The organism is Bradyrhizobium sp. USDA 376, from assembly GCF_054063675.1.
Map to the genome: position 1 here is coordinate 5070964 of NZ_JBSSGN010000001.1, position 21776 is coordinate 5092739.

20 protein-coding genes are annotated in these 21776 nt (G+C 66.1%); 13 read left to right on the top strand and 7 right to left on the bottom strand.

Going from position 1 to position 21776, the window contains the following annotated elements; all coding sequences use genetic code 11:
* The first annotated feature begins 22 nt into the window (after positions 1 to 22).
* Positions 23 to 1402, top strand: a complete 1380-nt coding sequence (locus ACVJ19_RS23655; protein ID WP_453951456.1) for an amidase — start codon at positions 23 to 25, stop codon at positions 1400 to 1402.
* Here the strand turns inward: ACVJ19_RS23655 and ACVJ19_RS23660 are convergent, their stop codons facing one another.
* Both ACVJ19_RS23660 and ACVJ19_RS23665 read right to left on the bottom strand, forming a co-directional pair.
* Positions 1403 to 2152 (bottom strand): aspartate/glutamate racemase family protein, encoded by a 750-nt coding sequence (locus ACVJ19_RS23660; RefSeq protein WP_453951457.1) that lies wholly within the window; start codon positions 2150 to 2152, stop codon positions 1403 to 1405.
* Positions 2153 to 2154: 2 nt separating this feature from the next.
* The gene (locus ACVJ19_RS23665; RefSeq protein ID WP_453951458.1) at positions 2155 to 2895 is read right to left on the bottom strand and encodes a GntR family transcriptional regulator; all 741 of its coding nucleotides are present in this window, start codon (positions 2893 to 2895) and stop codon (positions 2155 to 2157) included.
* 166 nt (positions 2896 to 3061) lie between these two features.
* Between ACVJ19_RS23665 and ACVJ19_RS23670 the strand changes: the two genes are divergently transcribed.
* Genes ACVJ19_RS23670 through hydA form a run of 5 tightly spaced genes read left to right on the top strand, consistent with a single transcriptional unit; the run spans position 3062 to position 7840 of the window.
* Complete coding sequence (locus tag ACVJ19_RS23670) at positions 3062 to 4066, top strand: ABC transporter substrate-binding protein (protein WP_453951459.1); 1005 nt, start codon at positions 3062 to 3064, stop codon at positions 4064 to 4066.
* On the top strand, positions 4050 to 4901 hold the full coding sequence (locus tag ACVJ19_RS23675; protein WP_453951460.1) for an ABC transporter permease: 852 nt from the start codon (positions 4050 to 4052) through the stop codon (positions 4899 to 4901). The genes ACVJ19_RS23670 and ACVJ19_RS23675 overlap by 17 nt, the downstream gene beginning before the upstream one ends.
* Positions 4901 to 5677 (top strand): ABC transporter ATP-binding protein, encoded by a 777-nt coding sequence (locus ACVJ19_RS23680; RefSeq protein ID WP_453951461.1) that lies wholly within the window; start codon positions 4901 to 4903, stop codon positions 5675 to 5677. Before ACVJ19_RS23675 ends, ACVJ19_RS23680 begins: the two co-directional genes overlap by 1 nt.
* Before the next feature lie 10 nt (positions 5678 to 5687).
* Positions 5688 to 6419 (top strand): maleate cis-trans isomerase family protein, encoded by a 732-nt coding sequence (locus ACVJ19_RS23685; RefSeq protein ID WP_453951462.1) that lies wholly within the window; start codon positions 5688 to 5690, stop codon positions 6417 to 6419.
* Between the two features lie 11 nt (positions 6420 to 6430).
* Positions 6431 to 7840, top strand: coding sequence for a dihydropyrimidinase (gene hydA / locus ACVJ19_RS23690; protein ID WP_453951463.1), 1410 nt, complete (start codon positions 6431 to 6433; stop codon positions 7838 to 7840).
* 25 nt (positions 7841 to 7865) lie between these two features.
* Here hydA and ACVJ19_RS23695 read toward each other — a convergent pair whose 3' ends face one another.
* The 5 genes from ACVJ19_RS23695 to ACVJ19_RS23715 form a co-directional block, all read right to left on the bottom strand.
* Positions 7866 to 8906 carry a Bug family tripartite tricarboxylate transporter substrate binding protein gene (locus ACVJ19_RS23695; RefSeq protein WP_453951464.1) on the bottom strand — a complete coding sequence of 347 codons (1041 nt, stop codon included), beginning with the start codon at positions 8904 to 8906 and terminating at the stop codon, positions 7866 to 7868.
* Between the two features lie 201 nt (positions 8907 to 9107).
* Positions 9108 to 9857 (bottom strand): siderophore-interacting protein, encoded by a 750-nt coding sequence (locus tag ACVJ19_RS23700; protein ID WP_453951466.1) that lies wholly within the window; start codon positions 9855 to 9857, stop codon positions 9108 to 9110.
* Between the two features lie 18 nt (positions 9858 to 9875).
* Complete coding sequence (locus ACVJ19_RS23705; protein WP_453951467.1) at positions 9876 to 10562, bottom strand: O-methyltransferase; 687 nt, start codon at positions 10560 to 10562, stop codon at positions 9876 to 9878.
* A gap of 105 nt (positions 10563 to 10667) precedes the next feature.
* The gene (locus tag ACVJ19_RS23710; RefSeq protein WP_453951468.1) at positions 10668 to 11417 is read right to left on the bottom strand and encodes an AraC family transcriptional regulator; all 750 of its coding nucleotides are present in this window, start codon (positions 11415 to 11417) and stop codon (positions 10668 to 10670) included.
* Positions 11418 to 11586: 169 nt separating this feature from the next.
* Positions 11587 to 12552, bottom strand: a complete 966-nt coding sequence (locus ACVJ19_RS23715; RefSeq protein WP_453955193.1) for a LysR family transcriptional regulator — start codon at positions 12550 to 12552, stop codon at positions 11587 to 11589.
* 176 nt (positions 12553 to 12728) lie between these two features.
* On the opposite strand from ACVJ19_RS23715, the gene ACVJ19_RS23720 reads away from it, so the two are divergent.
* From ACVJ19_RS23720 to ACVJ19_RS23750, 7 genes are all read left to right on the top strand, one after another.
* Entirely contained in the window at positions 12729 to 13349 is a 621-nt protein-coding gene (locus ACVJ19_RS23720; protein WP_453951469.1) for a UbiX family flavin prenyltransferase, read from the top strand.
* Positions 13350 to 13374: 25 nt separating this feature from the next.
* Entirely contained in the window at positions 13375 to 14790 is a 1416-nt protein-coding gene (locus ACVJ19_RS23725; protein WP_453951470.1) for a UbiD family decarboxylase, read from the top strand.
* A gap of 106 nt (positions 14791 to 14896) precedes the next feature.
* Positions 14897 to 15736: a helix-turn-helix transcriptional regulator gene (locus ACVJ19_RS23730; RefSeq protein WP_453951471.1), complete on the top strand. Its 840-nt coding sequence runs from the start codon at positions 14897 to 14899 to the stop codon at positions 15734 to 15736.
* 143 nt (positions 15737 to 15879) lie between these two features.
* Positions 15880 to 18882 carry a xanthine dehydrogenase family protein molybdopterin-binding subunit gene (locus ACVJ19_RS23735; RefSeq protein WP_453951472.1) on the top strand — a complete coding sequence of 1001 codons (3003 nt, stop codon included), beginning with the start codon at positions 15880 to 15882 and terminating at the stop codon, positions 18880 to 18882.
* Positions 18879 to 19694 carry an FAD binding domain-containing protein gene (locus ACVJ19_RS23740; RefSeq protein WP_453951473.1) on the top strand — a complete coding sequence of 272 codons (816 nt, stop codon included), beginning with the start codon at positions 18879 to 18881 and terminating at the stop codon, positions 19692 to 19694. The genes ACVJ19_RS23735 and ACVJ19_RS23740 overlap by 4 nt, the downstream gene beginning before the upstream one ends.
* Positions 19691 to 20209, top strand: a complete 519-nt coding sequence (locus tag ACVJ19_RS23745) for a (2Fe-2S)-binding protein (protein ID WP_453951474.1) — start codon at positions 19691 to 19693, stop codon at positions 20207 to 20209. Before ACVJ19_RS23740 ends, ACVJ19_RS23745 begins: the two co-directional genes overlap by 4 nt.
* Entirely contained in the window at positions 20202 to 21746 is a 1545-nt protein-coding gene (locus ACVJ19_RS23750; RefSeq protein WP_453951476.1) for an AMP-binding protein, read from the top strand. The genes ACVJ19_RS23745 and ACVJ19_RS23750 overlap by 8 nt, the downstream gene beginning before the upstream one ends.
* The last annotated feature ends 30 nt before the right edge of the window (positions 21747 to 21776 follow it).

The following is a 21776-nucleotide window of genomic DNA, read 5'->3' on the forward strand; positions in this document are numbered from 1 at the left end:
CACGTTTTGGCATGGTGGCGCGATGACATCGATTTGCGACCTCACCGCCACAACCATTGCGCGCGCCATCGCGCAACGTGAGCTGTCCTCGCGAGAGGTCGTCGATGCCCATCTCGCGCGGATTGCGCACAGTGACGCCCAATTGGCGGCGTTCGTGACGGTCGACGCCGAGGGCGCTCGTCGCGCTGCGCAAATCTGCGATGCCGCACCGGCGCCGACCGGCCCGTTGCATGGCGTGCCTGTCGCGATCAAGGACCTTGCGGATACCGGCGGGCTCACCACGACCTACGGATCGGTTTTGTTCCGCAATCACGTGCCGGCCGAGGACGATTTCGTGGTCGCGCGGCTGCGGCGCGCCGGCGCGATCGTTTTGGGAAAGACCAACACGCCTGAGTTCGGCTTCGGTGCGGTCTGTACCAACAAACTGTGTGGGCCGACGCGCAATCCGTTCGATCCCGCGCTGACCTCCGGCGGATCGTCCGGCGGCTCTGCCGTCGCGGTCGCGGCCGGCATGGTGCCGCTGGCGCACGGCACCGATTTCGGCGGCTCCGTGCGCACACCGGCCAGCTTCTGCGACGTTGCATCGATCCGGCCGACGCCCGGGCGCATCCCGTCGCCGCGCCGTCCGCTCGGCTGGGACATGCTGGCCACGCACGGCTTTCTCGCCCGCGGTGTCGGGGACCTCGAACTCGCCTTGTCGGTCTGCGCCGGACGCGATGCGAATGATCCACTCTCGCCCAGCCGCGTAGGTGATAATCGACCACTCGCCGACCGTCCCCGGATTGCCGTCACCTCCGATTTCGGCGTCGCGCCGGTTGCGCGCGAGGTTCGTGCGCGCTTCGGTACGGCTTGCGACGCGCTCGCGCGCGTTGGCGATATCGTGCCGTCCTCGCCCGATTGTGGCGGGGCGATCGAAACCTTCCGCACCTTGCGCGCCGCGCACATCGCGAACAGCTACGGCGAGCTGCTGAGGACGCGCCGCGCCGAGCTCACGCCGACGGTGATCTGGAATATCGAGGCCGGCGCAAACCTGTCCGCGGAGGATTATCTCAACGCCGAGCGGCGCCGCACCGTGATCTATCGCAGCTTTTGTGATCTGTTCACCCGCGCCGATTTCCTGGTCGCGCCGGCGGCGTCGGTCTTTCCCTGGCCGAACGAGATCAGCGATGTCATGGCGATCGACGGCACGGAGCTCGAAACGCCGATCGACTATCTCGCCGTCACTTTCATCGTGTCGCTGGTCGGCTTTCCAGTCCTGACCATACCGGTGCGACGAGAAGCGAGCGAGCTGCCATTCGGTATCCAGATCATCGCGCCGCCGGGATGCGAATCCCGCTTGTTTGCCTTCGGCCGTATCCTCGAAAACGAATTGGGTTTTTCGCATCGCCGGCCGCCGCTCTGATCAGCTGTCGCGATGCTCGAGCCGGGCGGCAAGCGCCTCGGCAAGGCCGGTGGTCGGCTTGGCGGCAGGGCGGCGGAACGTGCCCGCCGTCGCCTTGCGCAGGCGCAGCGCGTGAAGCGCTTCGGCCTGCTTCACCGCGGCTATGACCTGATCGACCACGGGGACGGGGATTCGGTCCGCGACGCGCTCGGCAAGGCCCGAGAGCGGGGCGCCGGCAAAAATCAGCACATCGGCCTCGTCTTCGACGATGGCGCGCCGGGCGAGCTCGACCAGCACGTCCTCCTTCTCGGTGCCGACCTCGGAGATCGCCTGAAAGGGCGTATCGAGCATGCGAATGCCGGCGCAGCGCTCCCACAGCCCGTGGGCGCGGACGCACTCCTCGTACCAGGGCCCCAGCGCCTGGGCGAAGGTGACGATGGCAAAGCGGCGTCCGGCCATGCAGGCGGTCAGCATCGCCGCTTCCGCCATGCCGATCACGGGAATGTCGAACGTTTCGCGCGCGGCGAACAGGCCGGGATCGCCGAAGGCCGCGATGATCGCGGCATCGACCTTCCGATGCTGCTCGGCCAGCATCTCCAGCGCGATGGCGCCGCCGATCTGCGCCTCGGTGCGCGTCGCGATATAGGGTACGCCGCGGGTCGCGGTGCAGGGGATCAGCTCGGTGCCTGATGAGGCCGCGCGCTGCCCGACACCCATCATCAGGTCGGTGACTGCGGTGCTGGTGTTGGGGTTGAGCAGCAGCAGCTTCATGATTACGCCGCCGTCTGCTTGGCTTGAGAGGCGAGGACTTCGAGCAGTGCCGTGCCGGTGCGCGCGACATGGGCGCCGAGCAGGCGGCCGGCCGCTTCGCTGTCGCGCGCTTCGAGGGCGGCCAGGATATCGGCATGCTCGTCGACCGAATTGCTCCAGCGCCTGTTAGCGCCGAGCGCGAGATAACGGGCGCGTTCGGCGCGGGAGATCAGCGTCTCGTGGGCCTCGCGCAGCGGTGTGTTGCGGGCCATACGGACGATGGTGTTGTGGATCTCGCCGTTGATGGCGAAATAGTCGTCGAGCTTGCCGTTGCGGTGATGACCTTCCATCCGCGTCTGCAGCGTGCGGAGACGTGCGAGGTCGCGCTCGGTGGCGCGCTCTGCGGCAAGCTCGGCGGCCAGCCGCTCGATGCCGGCGAGGGCCTCGAACAATTCCGAGATGTCGTCCACAGCGATATCGGCGATGCGGGGGCTGCGGTTGGGGCGAAGCTCGATCAACCCTTCTGCGGCCAACACCTTCATCGCCTCGCGCAAGGGGGTGCGCGACACGCCGAGCTCCTTCGACAGCTTGGTCTCCTGGGTTTGCGAGCCCGGCGGCAGCTCGCCGCGAATGATCATCGTCCGCATCCGCGCCGCCGCACGCTCATGCAGGCCCATCCGCTTGAGTTTGGGCGACTTTCGTCCCTTCGGCGCTTCCGGTTTTGGCTGCACGCGTGCCTCGTTTCTCACAATGATCTTAGCCATTTCGGGCCCTTTGGCTTGCCCAAAATACCGACGCATCTCGCTGAAAACAATGGCATACCGCGCAAATTGTATGCAGCATGCAAAAACCGGATTGCGCTGCGGCGAAGGCCGACGGATGATCCCGCGCGACGCGCGAGATCTCGCGCCCTTCGAAACGGAGTAAGCGATGCGGACGGGTTTGCGACTGGGCCTCGTGGTGATGGCGGCGGTGCTTGGCGGAAGCGAGATCGCCTCGGCGCAAACCGCGAAGATCAAGCTCGGCTACGCCAAATGCGCGCACTGCCTGCCGATGTCGCTGATCCCGGGCATGACCAAGGGTGTCGAGGTTGAGGCCACCGGCTTCAACTCGGGCAACGACGTGCTCACCGCGCTGGTGTCGAAGAGCATCGACGTCGCGCAGGTGACTTATCTCCACTACATCACCGCGCTGGACAAAGGTTTCGACGTCGTCGCCGTCTCGGGCCAGATCAACGGCGGCTCGGAATGTCTCTCCTCCGCCAAGCTGAGCCTTCCGCCTGAGGACTGGGCCACGTTCAAGGCGACCGCTCTGAAGGCGAAGAGCGACGGTCAGCCGCTCAAGGTCGCGGCGTCCCGCGGCAATGCGCAGGACATCCACATGCGCGGCGCATTCCTCAAGCAGGGCGTCGATCCCAACAAGGACATCCAGTTCATCAACATTCCCAATCCGTCCGACCATCTCGCGGCGCTCCAGCGCGGCGAGGTCGACATGATCTGCTCGGTCGAGCCGTTTGCCTCGCAGATCCGGCTCGCCGGCGCCGGCAAGCATTTCGTGCTGCCGTATGAGCAGGCCGCGGGCAATCTCACGAATCTGATCGTCACCCGTTCCGACGTGATCGCGAGCCAGCGCGCCGGAGTCCAGGGCGTCGTCAGCGCCGTGGTCGAGCTCGACAACAAGCTGATCGCCGACAAGGCGCCGTGGATCGAGGTCATCAACAAGCTCACCGGCCTCGACAAGAATGTGGCGACCGAGGCGCTGAAGAATGCCTCGCCCGATCCTGCGATCCATCGCTCGCAGACGCTGGCGATCGCCGCGATGATGCGCGACCTCAAATACATCTCGAAGGACGTCTCCGCGGACGCGGAGAAGAACATGGACTATTCGTTCCTGGAGAAGGCCACGGGAAAGGCTAGGAATGACCTCGGTTACTGACGTCTCGCCCGCAAGGCCGGCGTTTCGGCTGACTCGGGCGTTTCAGGGGCTCGAACGCCTCGTCGTCCCTGCGCTGCTGATCGCGGGCTGGGAGGCCTTTGCCCGCAGCGGCATGCTGCCGCCCGCGCTGCTGCCGGCGCCGAGCGCGGTGCTGCACGCGCTCGGCGACTGGGTGTTCGGCTTCGACGAGACCACGCAGACCTATTCCGGCCACTGGCTGCGCGATGCGTTCGCCAGCGCGCTTCGCGTGTTCGGCGGCTTTGCACTGGCTAGTCTCCTCGGTACCCTCGCCGGGGTCGCGATCGGCTGGTCGCGCCTGTTCGAGAAGACGCTGGAGCCGACGCTGCAGATGCTGCGGCCGATCCCGCCGGTGTCCTGGATTCCGCTCGCCATCATCTGGTTCGGCATCGCCGACAAGCCGGCGATCTTCCTCGTTTTCCTCGGCGCCTTCTTTCCCGTGCTGATGAACAGCATCCACGGCGTCAAGACCGTGGACCACAATCTCGTCCGCGCCGGCGCGATGATGGGGGCGAACGGCCGGCAGATGCTGACCGACATCGTGCTGCCGGCGGCGCTGCCCTCGATCTTCGCAGGGCTTCGCATCGCGGTCGGATCGGCCTGGATGCTGACGGTCACGGCCGAGATGGTCGCGGTGAAGAGCGGCCTCGGCTATGTCCTGTGGGATTCCTATTACTTCCTGCGCTACGACATCGTGCTCGCGGCGATGATCTCGATCGGGCTGCTCGGCTATCTCTCCGACCTCGGGCTCAAGGCGATCATGGCGCGCACGCTACGCTGGCAGCAGACGACCACGGTGCAGGGCAGGGCGGGCTGATGGCGGCAATCGAGCTTCGCAACATCGTCAAGGTGTTTTCCGACAAGCGGCGCGGCCGTGACCTCCTAACGCTGGACAACATCAATCTCGACATCGAGGCCAATGATTTCGTCTGCCTGCTCGGCCCGTCCGGCTGCGGCAAGTCGACACTCCTGAACATCATCGCCGGCTTCGAGCAGGCCACGAGCGGCCGCACGCTGGTGGACGGCAAACAGGTGGAGCGGCCCGGCTCGGACCGCGGCGTGGTGTTCCAGCAGCCGACGCTGATGCCGTGGCTGACGGCGATCGACAACATCGCCTTCCACCTGAAGCTCAAGGGCGTCGCCAGGGCCGAGCGCTACGACCGCGCCATGGAGTTCATCGATCTCGTCGGCCTGCGCGGCTTCGAGCACCATCATCCGTCGGAGATGTCCGGTGGCATGAACCAGCGCGTCGGCATCGCCCGCGCGCTGCTGATGAACCCGAGCGTGATCCTGATGGACGAGCCGTTCGCGGCGCTGGATGCCCAGACCAAGCTCGAAATGCAGGAGGAACTGGTCGCGATCTGGCAGAAGCGCCGCTGCACCATCGTGTTCGTGACCCACAGCGTCGACGAGGCGCTGGTGCTCGGCAACAAGATCGTGGTGATGACGAAGCGGCCGGGCCGGATCCGCGAGGCCGTCAATTTCGACCTGCCGCGCCCGCGCGACATCACCAGCCCCGAATTCAACGACGCCAAGCGCCACATCCTGGCTTTGATCCGGGAGGAGTCGACGCGGCTTGCGCAGGCGTCGTAAGGTTAAGGCCATGCGCAAGCGTCTAGGCATGATCACGCCGTCCTCCAACTCGGTGCTCGAGCCCGTCACCAGTGCCATGCTGGCGGGCGCCCCCGGCATCACCGCACATTTCGCGCGGTTCCGCGTCACCGAGATCGCGCTCGACGCCGCCGCGCTGAGCCAGTTCGACGCATCCGCGATGCTGCCGGCAGCGGACTTGCTGGCGGACGCCAAGGTCGACGCGATCGCCTGGAACGGCACCTCCGCGAGCTGGCTCGGCATCGGCCGCGACCGGAGCCTGTGCGAGGCGATCACGGCGCGCACCGGCGTGCCGGCGACGACGTCGACGCTCGCCTGTATCGACGCCGCCCGCGCGCTCGGCGCAAGGCGCGTCGGCCTGGTTTCGCCCTATACTGACGATGTGCAGCGGCGGATCGGCGATGTCTGGGCCGAGGAGGGGATCGCACCTCATGCCGAGCGGCACCTCGGCCTGCGCGACAATTTTTCCTTCGGCGAGGTCGAGCCGGCGACGATCGCGGACATGATCCGCGATGTGGCGGCGGAGGGTGCCGACGCGATCGTCATCCTCTGCACCAATCTCGACGGCGCCGCGATCGCGGCGACGCTGGAGCGGGAGCTGAACATCGCCGTGCTCGATTCGGTCGCGGTGACGCTGTGGCGGAGCCTTGGCCTTGCCGGCGGCGACATCACGGCCCTTGCGCAGTGGGGGCGGATCTTTCAGACAATGCCAGTCATCAAGTGACGGAGACATCAGTGACGCAGCTCGATCTCGCCATTCGCGGCGGCACCATCGTGACGGCCAGCGATGAGTTTCGCGCCGATATCGGCATTCGCAGCGGCCGCATCGTCAGCATCGCCGACAGCATCGAGGGCGCGGCGCGCGAGATCGACGCGACGGGGCTGCTGGCGCTGCCGGGCGGCATCGACAGCCATGTCCACATCTCGCAAGCCTCCGGCCCCGACGTCGTGATGGCCGATGACTTCGCCTCGGCGACGCGCGCAGCCGCTGCCGGCGGCAACACCATGGTGCTGCCCTTCGCGCTGCAGGAGAAGGGCACCTCGCTGCGCACCTGTGTCGAGAACTACCGCAAGCTCGCCGAAGGCGAATGCTATATCGACGCCGCCTTCCACCTCATCATCTCCGACCCGACCGCGGTCGTGCTCGGGCAGGAGCTGCCGGCCCTCGTCAAGGACGGCTACACCTCGTTCAAGGTGTTCATGACCTATGACGACCTCGTGCTCAGCGACAAGCAGCTGCTCGAGGTCTTCGAGGTCGCGCGCCGCGAGGAAGCGCTGGTCATGGTCCATTGCGAGGGCTATGACGCCATCCGCTTCCTCACCAGCAAGCTGGAACGCGAGGGCCATATCGCGCCCTATTATCACGGCGCCTCGCGGCCGCAGGCGGTCGAGCGCGAGGCGACGCATCGCGCCATCAGCCATGCCGAGGTGATCGGCGTTCCCATCATGATCGTGCACGTCTCCGGCCGCGAGGCGATGGAGCAGGTGCGCTGGGCCCAGCAGCGCGGCCTGCCGGTGCATGCGGAGACCTGTCCGCAATACATCACGCTGACGGCCGACGACATGAAGGGCCTCAACATGGACATCACGGGCGCGAAATATGTCTGCTCGCCGCCGCCGCGCGATGCCGAGAGCCAGCAGGCGATCTGGGAAGGCATCACGACCGGCGTGTTCCAGACCTTCTCGTCCGACCACTGCCCGTTCCGCTACGACGATCCCAAGGGCAAGCTGACGCCGAACGCCCGCACCTCGTTCCGCTGGGTCCCGAACGGCATTCCCGGCGTCGAGACCCGGCTGCCGATCCTGTTCTCGGAAGGTGTTTCGAAGGGCCGCATCACCTTGCAAAAATTCGTCGAGCTGACCGCGACCAACCACGCCCGCATCTACGGCCTCTATCCGCGCAAGGGCTCGATCGGCGTCGGCTTCGATGCCGATGTCGTGCTGTGGGATCCGAAGCTGAGGAAGAAGATCCAGCAGGCTGATCTGCACCACGGCGCGGACTACACGCCGTGGGAAGGCTTTGACGTCACCGGCTGGCCCGTGACCACCATCGCGCGGGGGCGCGTGGTGTACGAGCGCGGCAAGATCGTCGGCGACAAGGGCGCGGGCGAGGTGCTGAGCCGCGGCAAGTCGAGCCTGGTGTGATTGCTTATCGGCTCGATGTGACTGATCACATCGGCTCGATGCCGATCTTCTTGATGATCCCGGCCCATTTCGTGGTCTCGGAGGTCATGTAATCCGTCAGGCCTTTGGGGTCCATCACCAGCGGCTCGGCGCCCTGCTCGACGAAAAGGGCGCGCACCTTCGGATCGTTCACGGCTTGGACCATCGCCTTGTAGAGCTTGTCGACGACGACCTTGTCGGTATTGGCCGGCGCGAGCAGCGCAAGCCAGGCCGCGCTCTCGTAGTTCTTCAGGCCGGCCTCGGCCGCGGTCGGCACATCCGGCAGCGCCGTCATGCGCTTGTCGCTGGCCACCGCGAGCGGGCGCGCATCGCCGCTCTTGATCAGGCCGAGGACGTTCGGCAGCAGCTGGAAGCCGAGCGGCACTTGCCCTGCGATGAAGTCCGGCGTGTAGGCGGCGATGTTGCGGTAGGGAACGTGCGTGAGCTCGGTGCCCGTGAGCTGCTCGAAATAGGCCGCCGACAAATGCTGCGACGAGCCGACGCCGACAGTCCCGTAGTTCAGCTCGCGCGGATGCCCCTTGGCGTAATCGATCAGCTCGGCCAGTGACTTCGGCGGCAGTTTCGAATTGATCACGATGACATTCGGCAGCGTCGCGAACAGGCCGATCGGGGCGAGATCCTTCAACGGATCGTAGGGGAGCTCCTTGTAGAGCGATTTGTTCGCGGCCAGCGGGCCGGAGGTGCTCATCAGCAAGGTGTAGCCGTCAGGGGCCGCATGCGCTGCGGCCGCGGTGCCGATATTGCCGCCGGCGCCGGGACGGTTGTCGACCACAAAAGCCTGGCCGAGCGAGGTCGCCATGCGGTTGAGCAGGATGCGCGTGATCACGTCGCTGGCACTGCCGCCGGCAAAGGGCACGAGCACCTGAGCCGGCCGGGCGGGATAGTCTTGTGCTCGTGCGGGACGCAGCCCTGTGGCGGCGAGCAGGGCACCACCGCCGAGTGCGAGCAGCGATCTCCGATCGGGATGAAAACCCCCAGTGTGCTGCGCTGTGTTGCCCGTGTTCTTGCTGCGACCGAACCGTGCCATCTCGGACTGAATCTCCCGACTGTCTCTTTATGCGAGCGCCGGGATCGTCCGGGACAGGAGTCGGGATGAAGCCAGGTCGCGTTTTCTGCGCCTGGACCGTAGCGAGCAGGCCGCCGCGGCCGTCATGCCTGCTCGTCTCAAAACTTACCAACCCGTCTCATTCTGCGGCGGGCGCGACATCATGTCCGAGTAAGACGAGGCTTAATCCAGTCCGGTCTTGCCCGGTGCCCAGTAGCCTTTGGCCTTGATCCGCGCCGACGCAACGCCCGCTGCTTTCAGCGCACGACTGATGCGCTGGATCGAGGACGCCTTGCCGGTTAGCACGAACCGCGCTCCGTTTGCAGCAAGGCGCAGGATTTCCGCCTCGACGGCCGCGAGATGGGCGTCGCTGGCGCAGCGCGCGATCGATCTTGCCTGGCCGAGGCTTATGGCATCCAGCACCTGCTGCGATTCCACGACATCAGTCACCTCGAACATGTGGAGCGCACCGCCCGCCTGCAGATTGTCGCGCAGAGCTGCAGCCAGGCCAAACGAGGTCTCGTCGCCGAACAGCACAACAGGCGCCTCAAGGCCGGCGAGATCGAGCGAGCGGCGCGGCCCGAAAAACTGGCAAGTATCGCCTTCGCACAAGCTGCTTGCCCATCTGCTGCCGGGGCCGTCACCATGAGCGAAAACGAGGAGCCGTGTCCTGCCGCGAGCGGCGTCCCACGACATCGGCGTATAGGTGCGTGCGCTCAAGCCGGCGCCGATCGCGACCTGGATCTTTTGCCCGGCGGTCCAGGTGACGTTCTCGAGGGCCTCGCCTTCGAGCTCGATGAGCCGAAAGTGCGGCGACAGCGTCTCGACGGCCACGACGCGCGCAGGGCGCATCAGCCATCGCAGCAACATCCGCGTGACGCGGCTTTGCGGGACCTGCGATGGTTCGGAGATATCCGGTGCTTGCTTATTCAAGGCTTGGCTCCCGGATGATCAGGTCCTGATCGTGAGTTCGTTGCCGCGACCGGGGTCGAACGGCAGCGACAGCGAGAGGTAACCGTTGCGGGGATCGCGCACGTAGTCGATATAGCCGGAGGCTTCCTCGAACGCGTTCTCGCCGACGATGAGTGCGCCGGGCTTCAGTTGCGGCTCCAGCAATCTGAGAATGGGAAGATACAGGGTGAAGGCGCCGTCGAGCATCACCATGTCGATCTCACCGATGCCGGAGCTGAGTGTCTCGCGGGCATCGCCGAGCCTGAACTCGACGAGGTCGGCGAGCCCGGCGGCCGCGACGTTCTCCCGCGCCCGCGTGATCTTGCCGGGTTCGAGATCGGTCCCGATCAGGTGGCCGCCACCCATGTCGCGCAATGCTGCCGCCATGTAGATCGCGGAAATTCCCATCGAGGAGCCGAACTCGACGATGCGCGTCGCTTTGCAGGCGCGGGCGCACATATAAAGGAAGCGTCCGAACCGCGGCGAGACGCTCAGAAAATTGTTCGCAAACCGCTGGTAGACTTCATTGAGATCGCGGCTCTCGGCCGCGATGGCCTGGCTGATCATCTCTTCGCGACTCGTGCCGTCATTCACGAAGGTCTGCATCAGCGGCGCGTCGGCGACCTCCGCTTCCCGGTGAAGACGATGAAGGACGTCCGCGACGAGTCCGCTGCTGATCGAATCCATGCATCCGGCTCCCTTGCAATGCGCCCACCGGCGCTTCGGAGCCTGGATACGAAATCGCAGCTGCGACCGCATTCCGCGAACGGGACAATCGATTGCGATTTCCGGTCAGTGCGCGCGGCGCTCGGCCAGATATCGTGCCGGCGGTTTGCCCAGCGCCTTGCGGAACATGGTGACGAAGGCGCTGGCACCCTCGTAACCGAGGTCGAGCGCCACAGCCTGGACCGAGGCGCCCTGGTCGAGGCGCTGAAGCGCGATGAGGATGTGGAGCTGCTGGCGCCAGCGGCCAAAGCTCATGCCGGTCTCACGTTGCAGGATGCGGGTAAGCGTCCGCGGCGCGACGGCGATGCGCCGGCCCCAATCGTCGATCGTCGCGCGGTCGGAAGGGTCGGCCATCATCGCGCTCGCGATCCGGCGCAGCCTGGCATCTTCAGGCATCGGGAAGCGCAGCTCTTCGACCGGCGCGGCAGCGAGTTGGTCCAGCAGCACCGTAGCGATCCGGCCGTCTGCGCCGTCGAGATCGTACAAAGCCGGCATGTGCGTGGCATGCACCAGCAGACGCTCCAGCAGCGGTGAGATCGTCAGCGTGCAGCATTGCCGGGGCAGCGTCGGTGCCGCATCTGGCTCGACGAACAGGCAGTAGACCTCGACCTCTCCGGCGACGGTCACGCTGTGCGCGACATTGCCGGGAATCCAGACCGCGCAGCGCGGCGGCACAATCCAGACGCTTTGCCCGGCTTCAAGCCTGACGACGCCACGCAAGGACAGGACGAGTTCGTCCTTGCGATGCGCGTGCATGGCCACCTCCGTGCCCTTTGTGACCATCTGGCCGCCGAAGGCGGCGATGGCGCGCGGCACGTCCTCCGGGTTGAAATCGATGGAGTCATCGGGGCGAAGATCGCCGTCGTTGAGCCGGAAGAAGGGCATGGTGGGCGAATGATCGATCCGGATGCGATGGACTGGACCGAACCAATATCTGGCCATCCATTGCGACTTTCAACGTTGCTGGCCTGAATCTCGATCGGTTCTAATCGGCTCGCCTCCGCCGCTTTGGACGCTTGCGGGAAGGTGAATTCGCGCTAGGCGAGGCGGGCTCCACGAACTCCTGCGCCACGGTTGCTGCCTGTGCAAGATCGTGGCTGATGACGTCGAGCACGGCCTTGGACGCCACCGACACCGCGCGCCGCGGGTGATGCACCCAGGCGATCGAACGCACGATCCGCTGCTCATCGAAGCGATGCGCCCGGATGGTGCCGTTCGCCAGAGATTGCCGGAGCGCGATGGTCGGCAGCACCGTTGCGAAATCGGTGGTCGCGATGACGTCGCAGAGCGCCGGCAGGGTGTCGAGCTCCAGCCGCGGCCGCAGGTCGATGCCGATTGCGGCGGCGTGCTCGTCGAGGATTACGCGCAGGCCATGGCGCTTGGACGGCAGCACGAGGTCGACATTTGCGATGTGGTCGAAACGCAGTTTTGCAGGCGGCTTGATCGGGCCGTCCTTGCGGCAGGCAAACACCATCTCCTCGTCCATGACGTGGTGCGTGGCCAGGGGCGTCTTGCGGCGCGGCACGTTGATCAACGCGAAATCGAGCTGGCCGGTGTTGACCCAGTCGACCAGCGTCTCGGTGTAGCCCTCGCAGACTGACAGCGTGATCTCGGGATAGCGGCTGGCGACGGTCGCCGAGGACCTCGCCATCGTGCTTTGCGCCACCGAGGTGATGAGGCCGACCGAGACGCGACCCGAGATGCGCCCGCCGAGCTGCGCCATCTCCTGCCGCGCATACTCCGCGTCGCGCACGATCGGCGCCGTCAGCCGTACCAGCGCCTCGCCGGCGCTGGTCAGCGTCATGCCCTGCACACTGCGGTCGAACAGCTTCTGGCCGAGCTCGGCCTCGAGCTTGGCGATCTGCATGCTCAGCGCCGGCTGCACGATGTTGAGCTGGCGCGCGGCGCGGGTGACGTTCTTTTCCTCGGCCAGGCACAGGAAATATTGCATCTGCCTGAGTTCCACGGGGCCTGTCCTCCGTACGCAACCTTGCTTCTGGCCATCATCTCAGATGATCGATTATATAATCAATCATTATTTGTGGTGATGGATGCGATTGCCTAGTCTTGCCGCGGATGAACGTGGACCTCGGAGGGCGCGTGATCCACGGGAGCGAAACCAGAGACATGCAGAACGCCAGCCCCAAGCGAATGGTCATCGGCATTTCCGGCGCCTCCGGCGTCACCTATGGCGTGCGCCTGCTGCAGCTGCTGCGCAATGCCGGCGTCGAGACACATCTGGTGATGTCGAAGACCGCCGAGCAGACCTTTGCCTATGAGACCGATTTGAAGATCGCGGAGGTGAGGGCGCTCGCCAATGTCAACCATGCGATCGACGACATGGCCTCCGCGATCTCCAGCGGCTCGTTCCGCACCGCCGGCATGATCGTTGCGCCGTGCTCGATGCGCTCGATGTCCGAGATCGCCTCGGGCGTCACCACGACACTGCTGACCCGGGCTGCCGACGTCGTGCTCAAGGAGCGCCGGCGCCTGGTGCTGATGGTGCGCGAGACGCCGCTGCACACCGGGCACCTCCGGACGATGACTGCACTCTCGGAGATCGGCGCGATCATCGCGCCGCCCGTGCCGGCCTTCTACGCCAAGCCCGAAAACCTCGACGACATGGTCGAGCATACCGTCGGCCGCGTGCTCGACCTCTACGACATCGATATCGGCGTGGTGCGCCGCTGGGGCGAGGACGAGGCGCTCAAGCGCCGCTCGCCGTCGCTGCGCAAGATCGCGCCCTGACCTGAGACGTTAAGGAAAGACCGGAATGCGAATGGAAAATGTTGCGAGGAAGGGCCCGCCCGCCGATCTGCGCGCCTGGCTCGCTTATCTTGCCGAGCGCGGCAAGCTCGCGATTGCCCGCGAGGGTATTGGCCTGGCTGATGAGCTCGCCGCCATCGCCAAGCGGCTGGAGCGCGACAGCGCGGTGCTGTTTCCGCGCCCCGACGGGCACGAGATCCCGGTCGTCGCGAACCTCTTTGCCGGCCGCGACTGGGTCGCCGAGTCCATCGGCGTCACCGAGGACCAGCTGCTGCCGCGGTTTCTCGCCGCCGCGAGCCATCCGCTGCCGACGCATGAGGTCGCGAGCGGGCCGGTGCAGGAGGTTGTGCATGAGGACGTCGACCTGCTGCGCCAGCTCCCGGTGCCAAAGCATAATGAGCGGGACAGCGGCCCGTACATCACGGCCGGGCTGCTGATCGCCCGCAATCCCAGGACCGGCGTTCAGAACGTCTCGATCCATCGCTGCCAGATCTCTGGCAGGAACCGCATCGGCGTGTTGCTGCTGCCGCGGCACACATTTTCCTATTATCGCCTCGCCGAAGAGCTGGGGCAGGCCCTGGAGATTGCGATCGTGATCGGCGCGCATCCGGCCTTGATGCTGGCCTCGCAGGCGATCGCCGCGCTCGACGAGGACGAGATGGCCATTGCCGGTGCGCTGCTCGGCGCGCCCGTCGATGTCGTGAAGTGCCGCACCAATTCGGTCCGCGTGCCCGCCCATGCTGAGATCGTGATCGAGGGACGGATCCTGCAGGGCGTGCGCGAGCCCGAAGGCCCGTTCGGCGAATTCCCTCAATATTACGGCCCGCGCGCCAATCGCGAGGTGATCGAGGTCGATGCGATCACGCATCGCAAGGCGCCGATCTTCCACACCATCGTCGGCGGCGGCTTCGAGCATCTGATCCTCGGCGGCGTGCCGCGCGAGGCGACACTGCTGCAGCATCTGCGCCGCAGCTTTCCTGGCGTGATCGACGTTCGCCTCACGCGCGGCGGCACCTGCCGCTACCATCTCGCGATCAAGATCGACAAGGCCAATGACGGCGAGCCCAAGAACATCATGATGTGCGCCTTCGGCGCGCACTACGACATCAAGCAGGTGGTCGTGGTGGACAAGGACGTCGACATCTCCTCATCCGAAGAGATCGAATGGGCGGTGGCGACGCGCTTCCAGGCCGATCGCGATCTCATGGTTGTGTCGGGTGCGCTCGGCTCGAAGCTCGATCCAACCACCGACGACGGCATCAGTGCCAAGATGGGTCTCGATGCGACGGCGCCTGTCAGCGCGCCCGAGCTCGCCTTCAAGCGCATTCGCGTCAAGGGCGAGGAGGAGGTCGATCTCGCCACGGCCTTGCAGGCCGATCCGAGCGCCGCGGTCGCGCGGTTGCTTGCGAAGGCTCAGACATGACCGACTTGCGTCGGTTTGCGCGGTTGGAATATGAAGCGGGTGCTGCTTATAGTGCCGCGCCAACAAGCCAATCGTTTTGCAGCGCAATGCTGGGAGGAAGAAACTGATGTCGACGGCCCTGCGCATCGCTCATGGCGCTTTCGGCAGGGTCGCTCTGCTCGACATGGATCGTTCGCTGGTCCGCCACGCCCATCATCATTGCCATGTCCTGCTCAAGGTCGAGGGCGCCGATACGCAATTCCTGGTCGGCGACCAGGTCACGCCGCTGACCGACACCGCCGCCGTGCTGGTCGACGGCTGGAAGCCGCACGCTTACGTGCACGACGTCAACCGTCCGCGCACGCTGATCATGGCGCTCTATATCGAGCCGGAATGGCTGAAAGAGTTCCGCCCGGGGTGGGCGGCGAGTGGCGCGCCCGGTTTTTTCGAGCGTCCGTCCGGTGAAGTGTCGCCGCGCATCCGCCAGCTCACGTTGCATCTGGCGGCCGAGATGATGGCAAATCCGGATGCGGTGCGGACCCACGAGCAGACGCTGTCCGATCTGATGATCGCGGTGATTGAGCGTTTTACGCCCTGGCGCAGCTTTCCCACCTCGATCCGCGGCATGAGCGCGGTGAGCTGCGACTGGCGCATCCGCCGCGCGATGGACGCGATGCGCGGGCAGGATTCCTATGGCAACGTCGATCAATTCGTGAAGGGCGCAGGCCTGTCGCGTGCGCAGTTCTTCCGCCTGTTCGAGACCTCGCTCGGCGTCTCGCCAAAAATCTATCTCAACGTCGTCCGCATGGAACGCGCGCTCGACGCTGTCATGCGCGAGGACACGCCGCTCGGCGAGCTCAGCGAGCGTTTTGGTTTTCCGGAGCCTGCGCATTTCACACGCTTCTTCCGCGATCATGCCGGCGTCAGCCCGCGCGAGTTTCGCAACGTCTCGCGTCTTGCAGGTTGAGTTTTGCGGGCTGATATTGCGCTGCACGCGCTCGAATGAGACGATTTGGTAAGTCGTGAGAGCGGGCGGTATGGCCCGCGCAGCCCCTGTCCTGACAAGTGTCACCGTCGCGTCAAAGAACGCGTCGGGAGGTATGCCGGGACATGTTGCAGGCGGTCAAATCCGCAAATCCGGGAAATGGCGACGAGCCGTGGGTCGGGCGTTCGATCGAACGCGTCGAGGACGCCGCGCTGCTCTCTGGCCACGGCCGCTTCATCGACGATCTCGGCGTCCAGCCCGGCACGCTGCATGCGACGATTTTGCGCTCGCCGCACGCGCATGCCGACATTCTCTCGATCGATGCTGAAGTTGCAAAACGCCTGTCGGGCGTAGCGGCGGTTCTGACCGGCAGCGACGTCAAGGCCGTCACCACAAGCCTCGTCGTCGGCGTGAAGGCGCCGGTCGAGTGCTGGCCGATCGCGACGGATCGCGTGCGCTATGTCGGCGAGCCCGTCGCTGTGGTCGTCGCCACCGACCGCGCCCGCGCCGAGGATGCGGCCGAACTCATCAACGTCGAATATCGCCCGCGCGGCGCCGTCGTCGATCCGCTTGGCGCGATCGCTCCGGATGCCCCCGTGTTGCATGACGGCTTTCCCGGCAATCTCGCCAGCGACCGCTCGTTCCGCTACGGCGATCCCCAGAAGGCCTTTGCCGACGCGCCGCACCGCTTCTCCATTGACATCAAATATCCCCGCAACTCCTGCACGCCGATCGAGACCTATGGCGTCGTCGCCTCGCACGATGCCGGCGAGGACGCCTATGAGGTCCTCGCCAATTTCCAGGGCCCGTTCAGCATCCACACCGTGATCGCGCGTGCTCTGAAAGTGCCGGGCAACCGGTTGCGGTTGCGCACGCCGCCGGATTCCGGCGGCAGCTTCGGCGTCAAGCAGGGCGTGTTTCCCTACATCGTGCTGATCGCCGCCGCGGCGCGCGTCACGGGCCGGCCTGTCAAATGGATCGAGGACCGGCTCGAGCATCTCACCGCCTCGGTGTCGGCGACCAATCGCGCAACGACGCTGGCGGCGGCCGTTGCGGCCGACGGAAAGATTCTCGCGCTTGACTGGGACCAGGTCGAGGATTGCGGCGCCCACTTGCGCGCACCCGAGCCGGCGACGCTCTACCGCATGCATGGCAACCTGACCGGCGCCTACGACATCAGCCACGTCAAGGTCCGCAACCGCGTCGTCGTCACCAACAAGACGCCGACCGGCCTCAACCGCGGCTTTGGCGGGCCGCAGGTCTATTTCGCGCTGGAGCGGCTGGTGCAGCGCATCGCAATCGGGCTTGGCCTCGATCCGCTCGAGGTGATCAAGCGCAATCTGATCGATGCCGGCGCGTTTCCGTATCGTACGGCAACTGGCGCGTTGCTTGACTCGGGCAACTACCAGGAAGCCGTCGCGCGTGCGGTGGAGCAGGGCAGGCTTGCCGAGCTGAAGGCGAAGCGCGACGCGGCGCGGGCGCAGGGGCGTCTCTACGGCATCGGCTTCACCGCCGTGGTCGAGCCCAGCGTCTCCAACATGGGCTACATCACCACCGTGCTGACCGCGGCCGAGCGGCGCAAGGCCGGGCCGAAGAACGGCGCACAGGCAACCGCGTCCGTCGGGCTCGATCCGGTCGGCAGCGTCACCGTCCATGTCGCCTCGGTGCCGCAGGGGCAGGGCCATCGCACCGTGCTGTCGCAGGTCGTCGCCGACGTCTTCGGCCTCGAGCCAAAAGATATCCGCGTCAACACCGAGATCGACACAGCCAAGGACGCCTGGTCGATCGCCTCCGGCAATTACGCCAGCCGTTTTGCGGCGGCGGTGGCGGGCACGGCAAAGCTCGCGGCCGAGCGCGTCGCCGGCCGTCTCGCGCGCATCGCCGCGAGCCAGCTGAATGTCGAGGCGGCGGATATCGTGTTCGCGAAGGGCTTCGTCGCGTCGAAACACAATCCAGAGAACCGGATCGCGTTCTCGCGCGTCGCCGCGCTCAGCCACTGGTCGCCGGGCTCGCTGCCCGACGATGCCGGCCAGACCATCCGCGAGACCGTGTTCTGGACGCCGCCGGAGCTGACGCCGCCCGACGACGAAGACCGCATCAACTCCTCGCTCTGCCACGGTTTCATCTTCGACTTCTGCGGCGTCGAGATCGACCGCGTCACGCTGGAGACGCGGATCGACCGCTACGTCACCATGCACGATTGCGGCACCATCCTGCATCCGGGAATGGTCAACGGCCAGATCCGCGGCGGTTTTGCGCAGGCGCTCGGCGCCGCGCTTTACGAGGAATATGCCTACGCCGAGGACGGCAGCTTTCTGACGGGAACGCTCGCTGATTATTTGCTGCCGACGACGACCGAGGTGCCGGAGCCAGAAATCATCCACGTGGAGACGCCGTCGCCGTTCACGCCGCTCGGCGCCAAGGGCGTGGGCGAAGGCAATTGCATGTCGACGCCGGTGTGCCTTGCCAATGCGGTTGCGGATGCGCTCGGCGTTGCCGACATCGCCTTGCCGCTAGTGCCGGCGCGGCTGGCCGAACTCGCGCGCGGCGCCGAGCCGCCGCCTCCCGCAGGCGGAGCAACCGCCGCTCCAGCTCGCGAAGGCGACCGGCGACTGCGCGGCGAAGGACAGGCCTCGGTGAAGGGCGCGCCGGAGCAGGTCTGGGCGATGCTGCTCGATCCCGCCACCCTGCAGTCGGTCATCCCCGGCTGCCAGCGCGTCGACAAGGTCACCGACACGCATTTCCGCGCCGACGTCACGCTCGGCATCGGCCCGGTCACCGGTCGCTATCGCGCCGACGTGGAGCTGTTCGATCTCGATCCGCCGCGTGCGGTCACCTTGCGCGGCGGCGCCACCGGCGCGCTCGGATTCGGCAACGCCGAGGGACGCATCATGCTCGTGCCCGACGGCAATGGCGGAACGAAGCTGTCTTACAGCTACGACGCCGCCATCGGCGGCAAGGTCGCCAGCATCGGCGGCCGTCTGCTCGATGGCGCCACGCGCGTCATCATCGGCCAGTTCTTCGCCGCGCTCGCCCGCAAGGCCGGCGGCGGTGGCGCGGAAGGTAGCGGCTTCTCGCTGTTCGCGCTGCTGGCGAAACTCGCGAGCCTGTTCGGGGGGCGCCGATGAAGCCGCCCGCATTCGACTATCTCCGCGCTGAGACGGTCGGCGACGTGCTCGAAGGCCTCGCGCAGCAGGGCAGCGATGCCCGCGTCCTCGCCGGTGGCCAGTCGCTGATGGCGATGCTCAACATGCGGCTCGCCAAGCCGAAGCTGCTGATCGACATCATGCGGATCAATGAGCTGCGCAGGATCGAGCGGCAGAAGGATGCCGTCGTCATCGGCGCAGGCGTGCGGCAGGCTGATCTCCTGGCCTGGCCTGACCTCGCCGAGGCGCTGCCGCTGGTGGCGCTGGCGCTACCCTGGGTCGGCCACATGCAGACCCGCAGCCGCGGCACCATCTGCGGCTCGCTCGCCCATGCCGATCCCAGTGCCGAGATGCCGCTCGCATTGGTCGCGCTCGGCGGCGAGGTGTTTTTGCGCAACGCCAGGCGTCGCCGCCGCGTGGCCGCAAAAGACTTCTTTGCCGGCATGATGCTGACCGCGCGCAGCGACGACGAACTGATCGAGGGCATCTCGCTGCCGGTGATCAAGGGATCGCGCTTCGCCTTCCGCGAGGTCGCGCGCCGGCATGGCGATTTTGCCATCGTCGCCTGCGCCGCAATGAAGACGGAGGCGGGCGTTCGCCTTGCCGTCGGCGGCGTCGCCGATGTCCCGACGGCGCGCGACTGGCCGCACCTGGAGGGCAGTGCGCTCGACGATGCTCTCAATGCCTTCGCCTACGAGCTCGGCGCGCGCGACGACGTCCACGCCACCGCGCGCTACCGGCGCGACCTCGTGCGCATGATCGGCCGCGACTTGATCGGCGAGGTGCTGCAATGACCCGTCTCAAGGCCGACCGCCGGCATCCCGTCCGTTTCGCGCTCAACGGCATGCCCGTCGAGGCAGAAGCCGAGCCGCGCATGCTGCTGTCCGATTTCCTGCGGCACCAGCTTGGCGCCACCGGTACCCATGTCGGCTGCGAGCATGGCGTCTGCGGCGCCTGCACGGTCGTGGTCGATGGCATGTTGACCCGGTCGTGCCTGACGCTGGCCGCGCAGGTCGATGGCTGCGAGCTGAAAACGGTGGAGGGGCTCGCACCCTCGGCCGACCGGCTCGGCGTGCTGCAACGGGCGTTTCGCCGCAACCACGCGCTCCAGTGCGGCTTCTGCACCGCCGGCATTTTGATGTCGCTCGACCACTATCTCGCCAGGAATCCGGCGCCGACCGAGGCGGAGATCCGCGATCTCCTCAGCGGGCATATCTGCCGCTGCACCGGCTACACCCCGATCATCAAGGCGGCGCTAGATGCCGCCGCCGAGCTCACTTCATCCAAAAAAGAGACGTCAGATGCTTGATCTCGCCAGCAGCTTCGTTGCCAGCGCCGCGCGCGATCCCAATTCCATCGCGCTCGTCGACGGCGATCTCCGCCTGACCTACCGGCAATGGTACGACAAGATTTCCGCGCTGGTGGCCTCGTTCGACCGCCTTGGTCTCAAGCCCGGCGATCACGTCGTGACGCTGCTGCAGAACCGCTGGGAAGCGGCGACGCTGCACTGGACCTGCCAGTTCGCCGGCGTCGTGATTACGCCGATCAACTGGCGCGCCAAGGCGGATGAGCTCGACTATTGCATCGAGAACGCCGAAGCCTGTGCGGTGTTCTATCAGGACATTTCCGCCGAGGCAGTGCAGGGCTCGGCGTTGGCCGGCAAGCTGCTGCGCGTGTCCGTCGATTCCAGGGCGAGCGAGGCGACCAGCTTCGCCCATCTGATCATGGACAGCGCGCCCGACGCCGAGCCGCGCGTCGGCGCCGATGCCTGGTCGATCATGCTCTACACCTCGGGCACGACGTCGCGGCCAAAGGGTGTGCCGCGTCGGCATCGTGCCGAGCGCGCGGCGGCGATTGCCCATGTCGCGCAAAATCTCTATGGCCGCGGCGAGCGCACGCTCGGCGTGATGCCGCTCTACCACACCATGGGCGTTCGCTCGCTGCTGGCGATGTCGCTGATCGGCGGCAGCTTCATCTGCCTGCCGCGCTATGACAGCCGCCAGGCGCTGGCCCTGATCGAGAAGGAGGAGATCACCAACCTCTATCTGGTGCCGACGCTCTATCACGACCTCGTCCATCACGAGGCGTTTGCGAAAACCGATGTGTCGAGCGTGCGCAAGCTCGGCTTCGCCGGTGCGTCGATGACCAATGGCCTTCTGAAGAAGCTGAACGAGGCGTTCAAGCCGGAACTGTTCGTCAATCACTACGGCAGCTCGGAGATCTACACGTTTACGATCGACCAGAATGCCGCGGCAAAGCCCGGCTCGGCCGGCAAGGCCGGACTTAACCAGCATGTGAAGGTGGTTCGTATCGGCGCGCGTTCAGACACCGAGCTTGCCGCGGTCGGCGAGGAGGGTGAGATCATCGCGACGCTTGCGGGCGACGAAGCTTTTGAGGGCTACTGGCGGCGCCCTGAGGCCGATGCAAAATCGCTGCGCGAGGGCTGGTACTTTACGGGTGACACCGGCTTCGTCGATCCCGACGGCGACCTCTTCGTCACCGGCCGCGTCGACGACATGATCATCACCGGCGGCGAGAACGTCTCGCCGGTCGAGATCGAGAGCTGCCTGTCGCTGCATCCCGCCGTCGACGAGGTCGCAGTGGTCGGTGTTGCCGACGAGAAGTGGGGCAAAATCGTCGCCGCCTTCGTCAAGCGCAACCGCGGTGTTTCCGAGGTCGAGCTGGAACAGTTCTGCCGCACCTCGGGCCTTGCGAATTTCAAGCGGCCACGACGCTACGTTTTCGTCGACGCGATCCCGAAATCGCCGGTCGGCAAGCTGCTGCGGCGACTGCTCGTCGCCGGAGAATACGAGGCCGAGCGCCTGCCGCCGTCGGACGCCGCCTGATCATCATCCATTCAACAGAAGGAAGCCAAA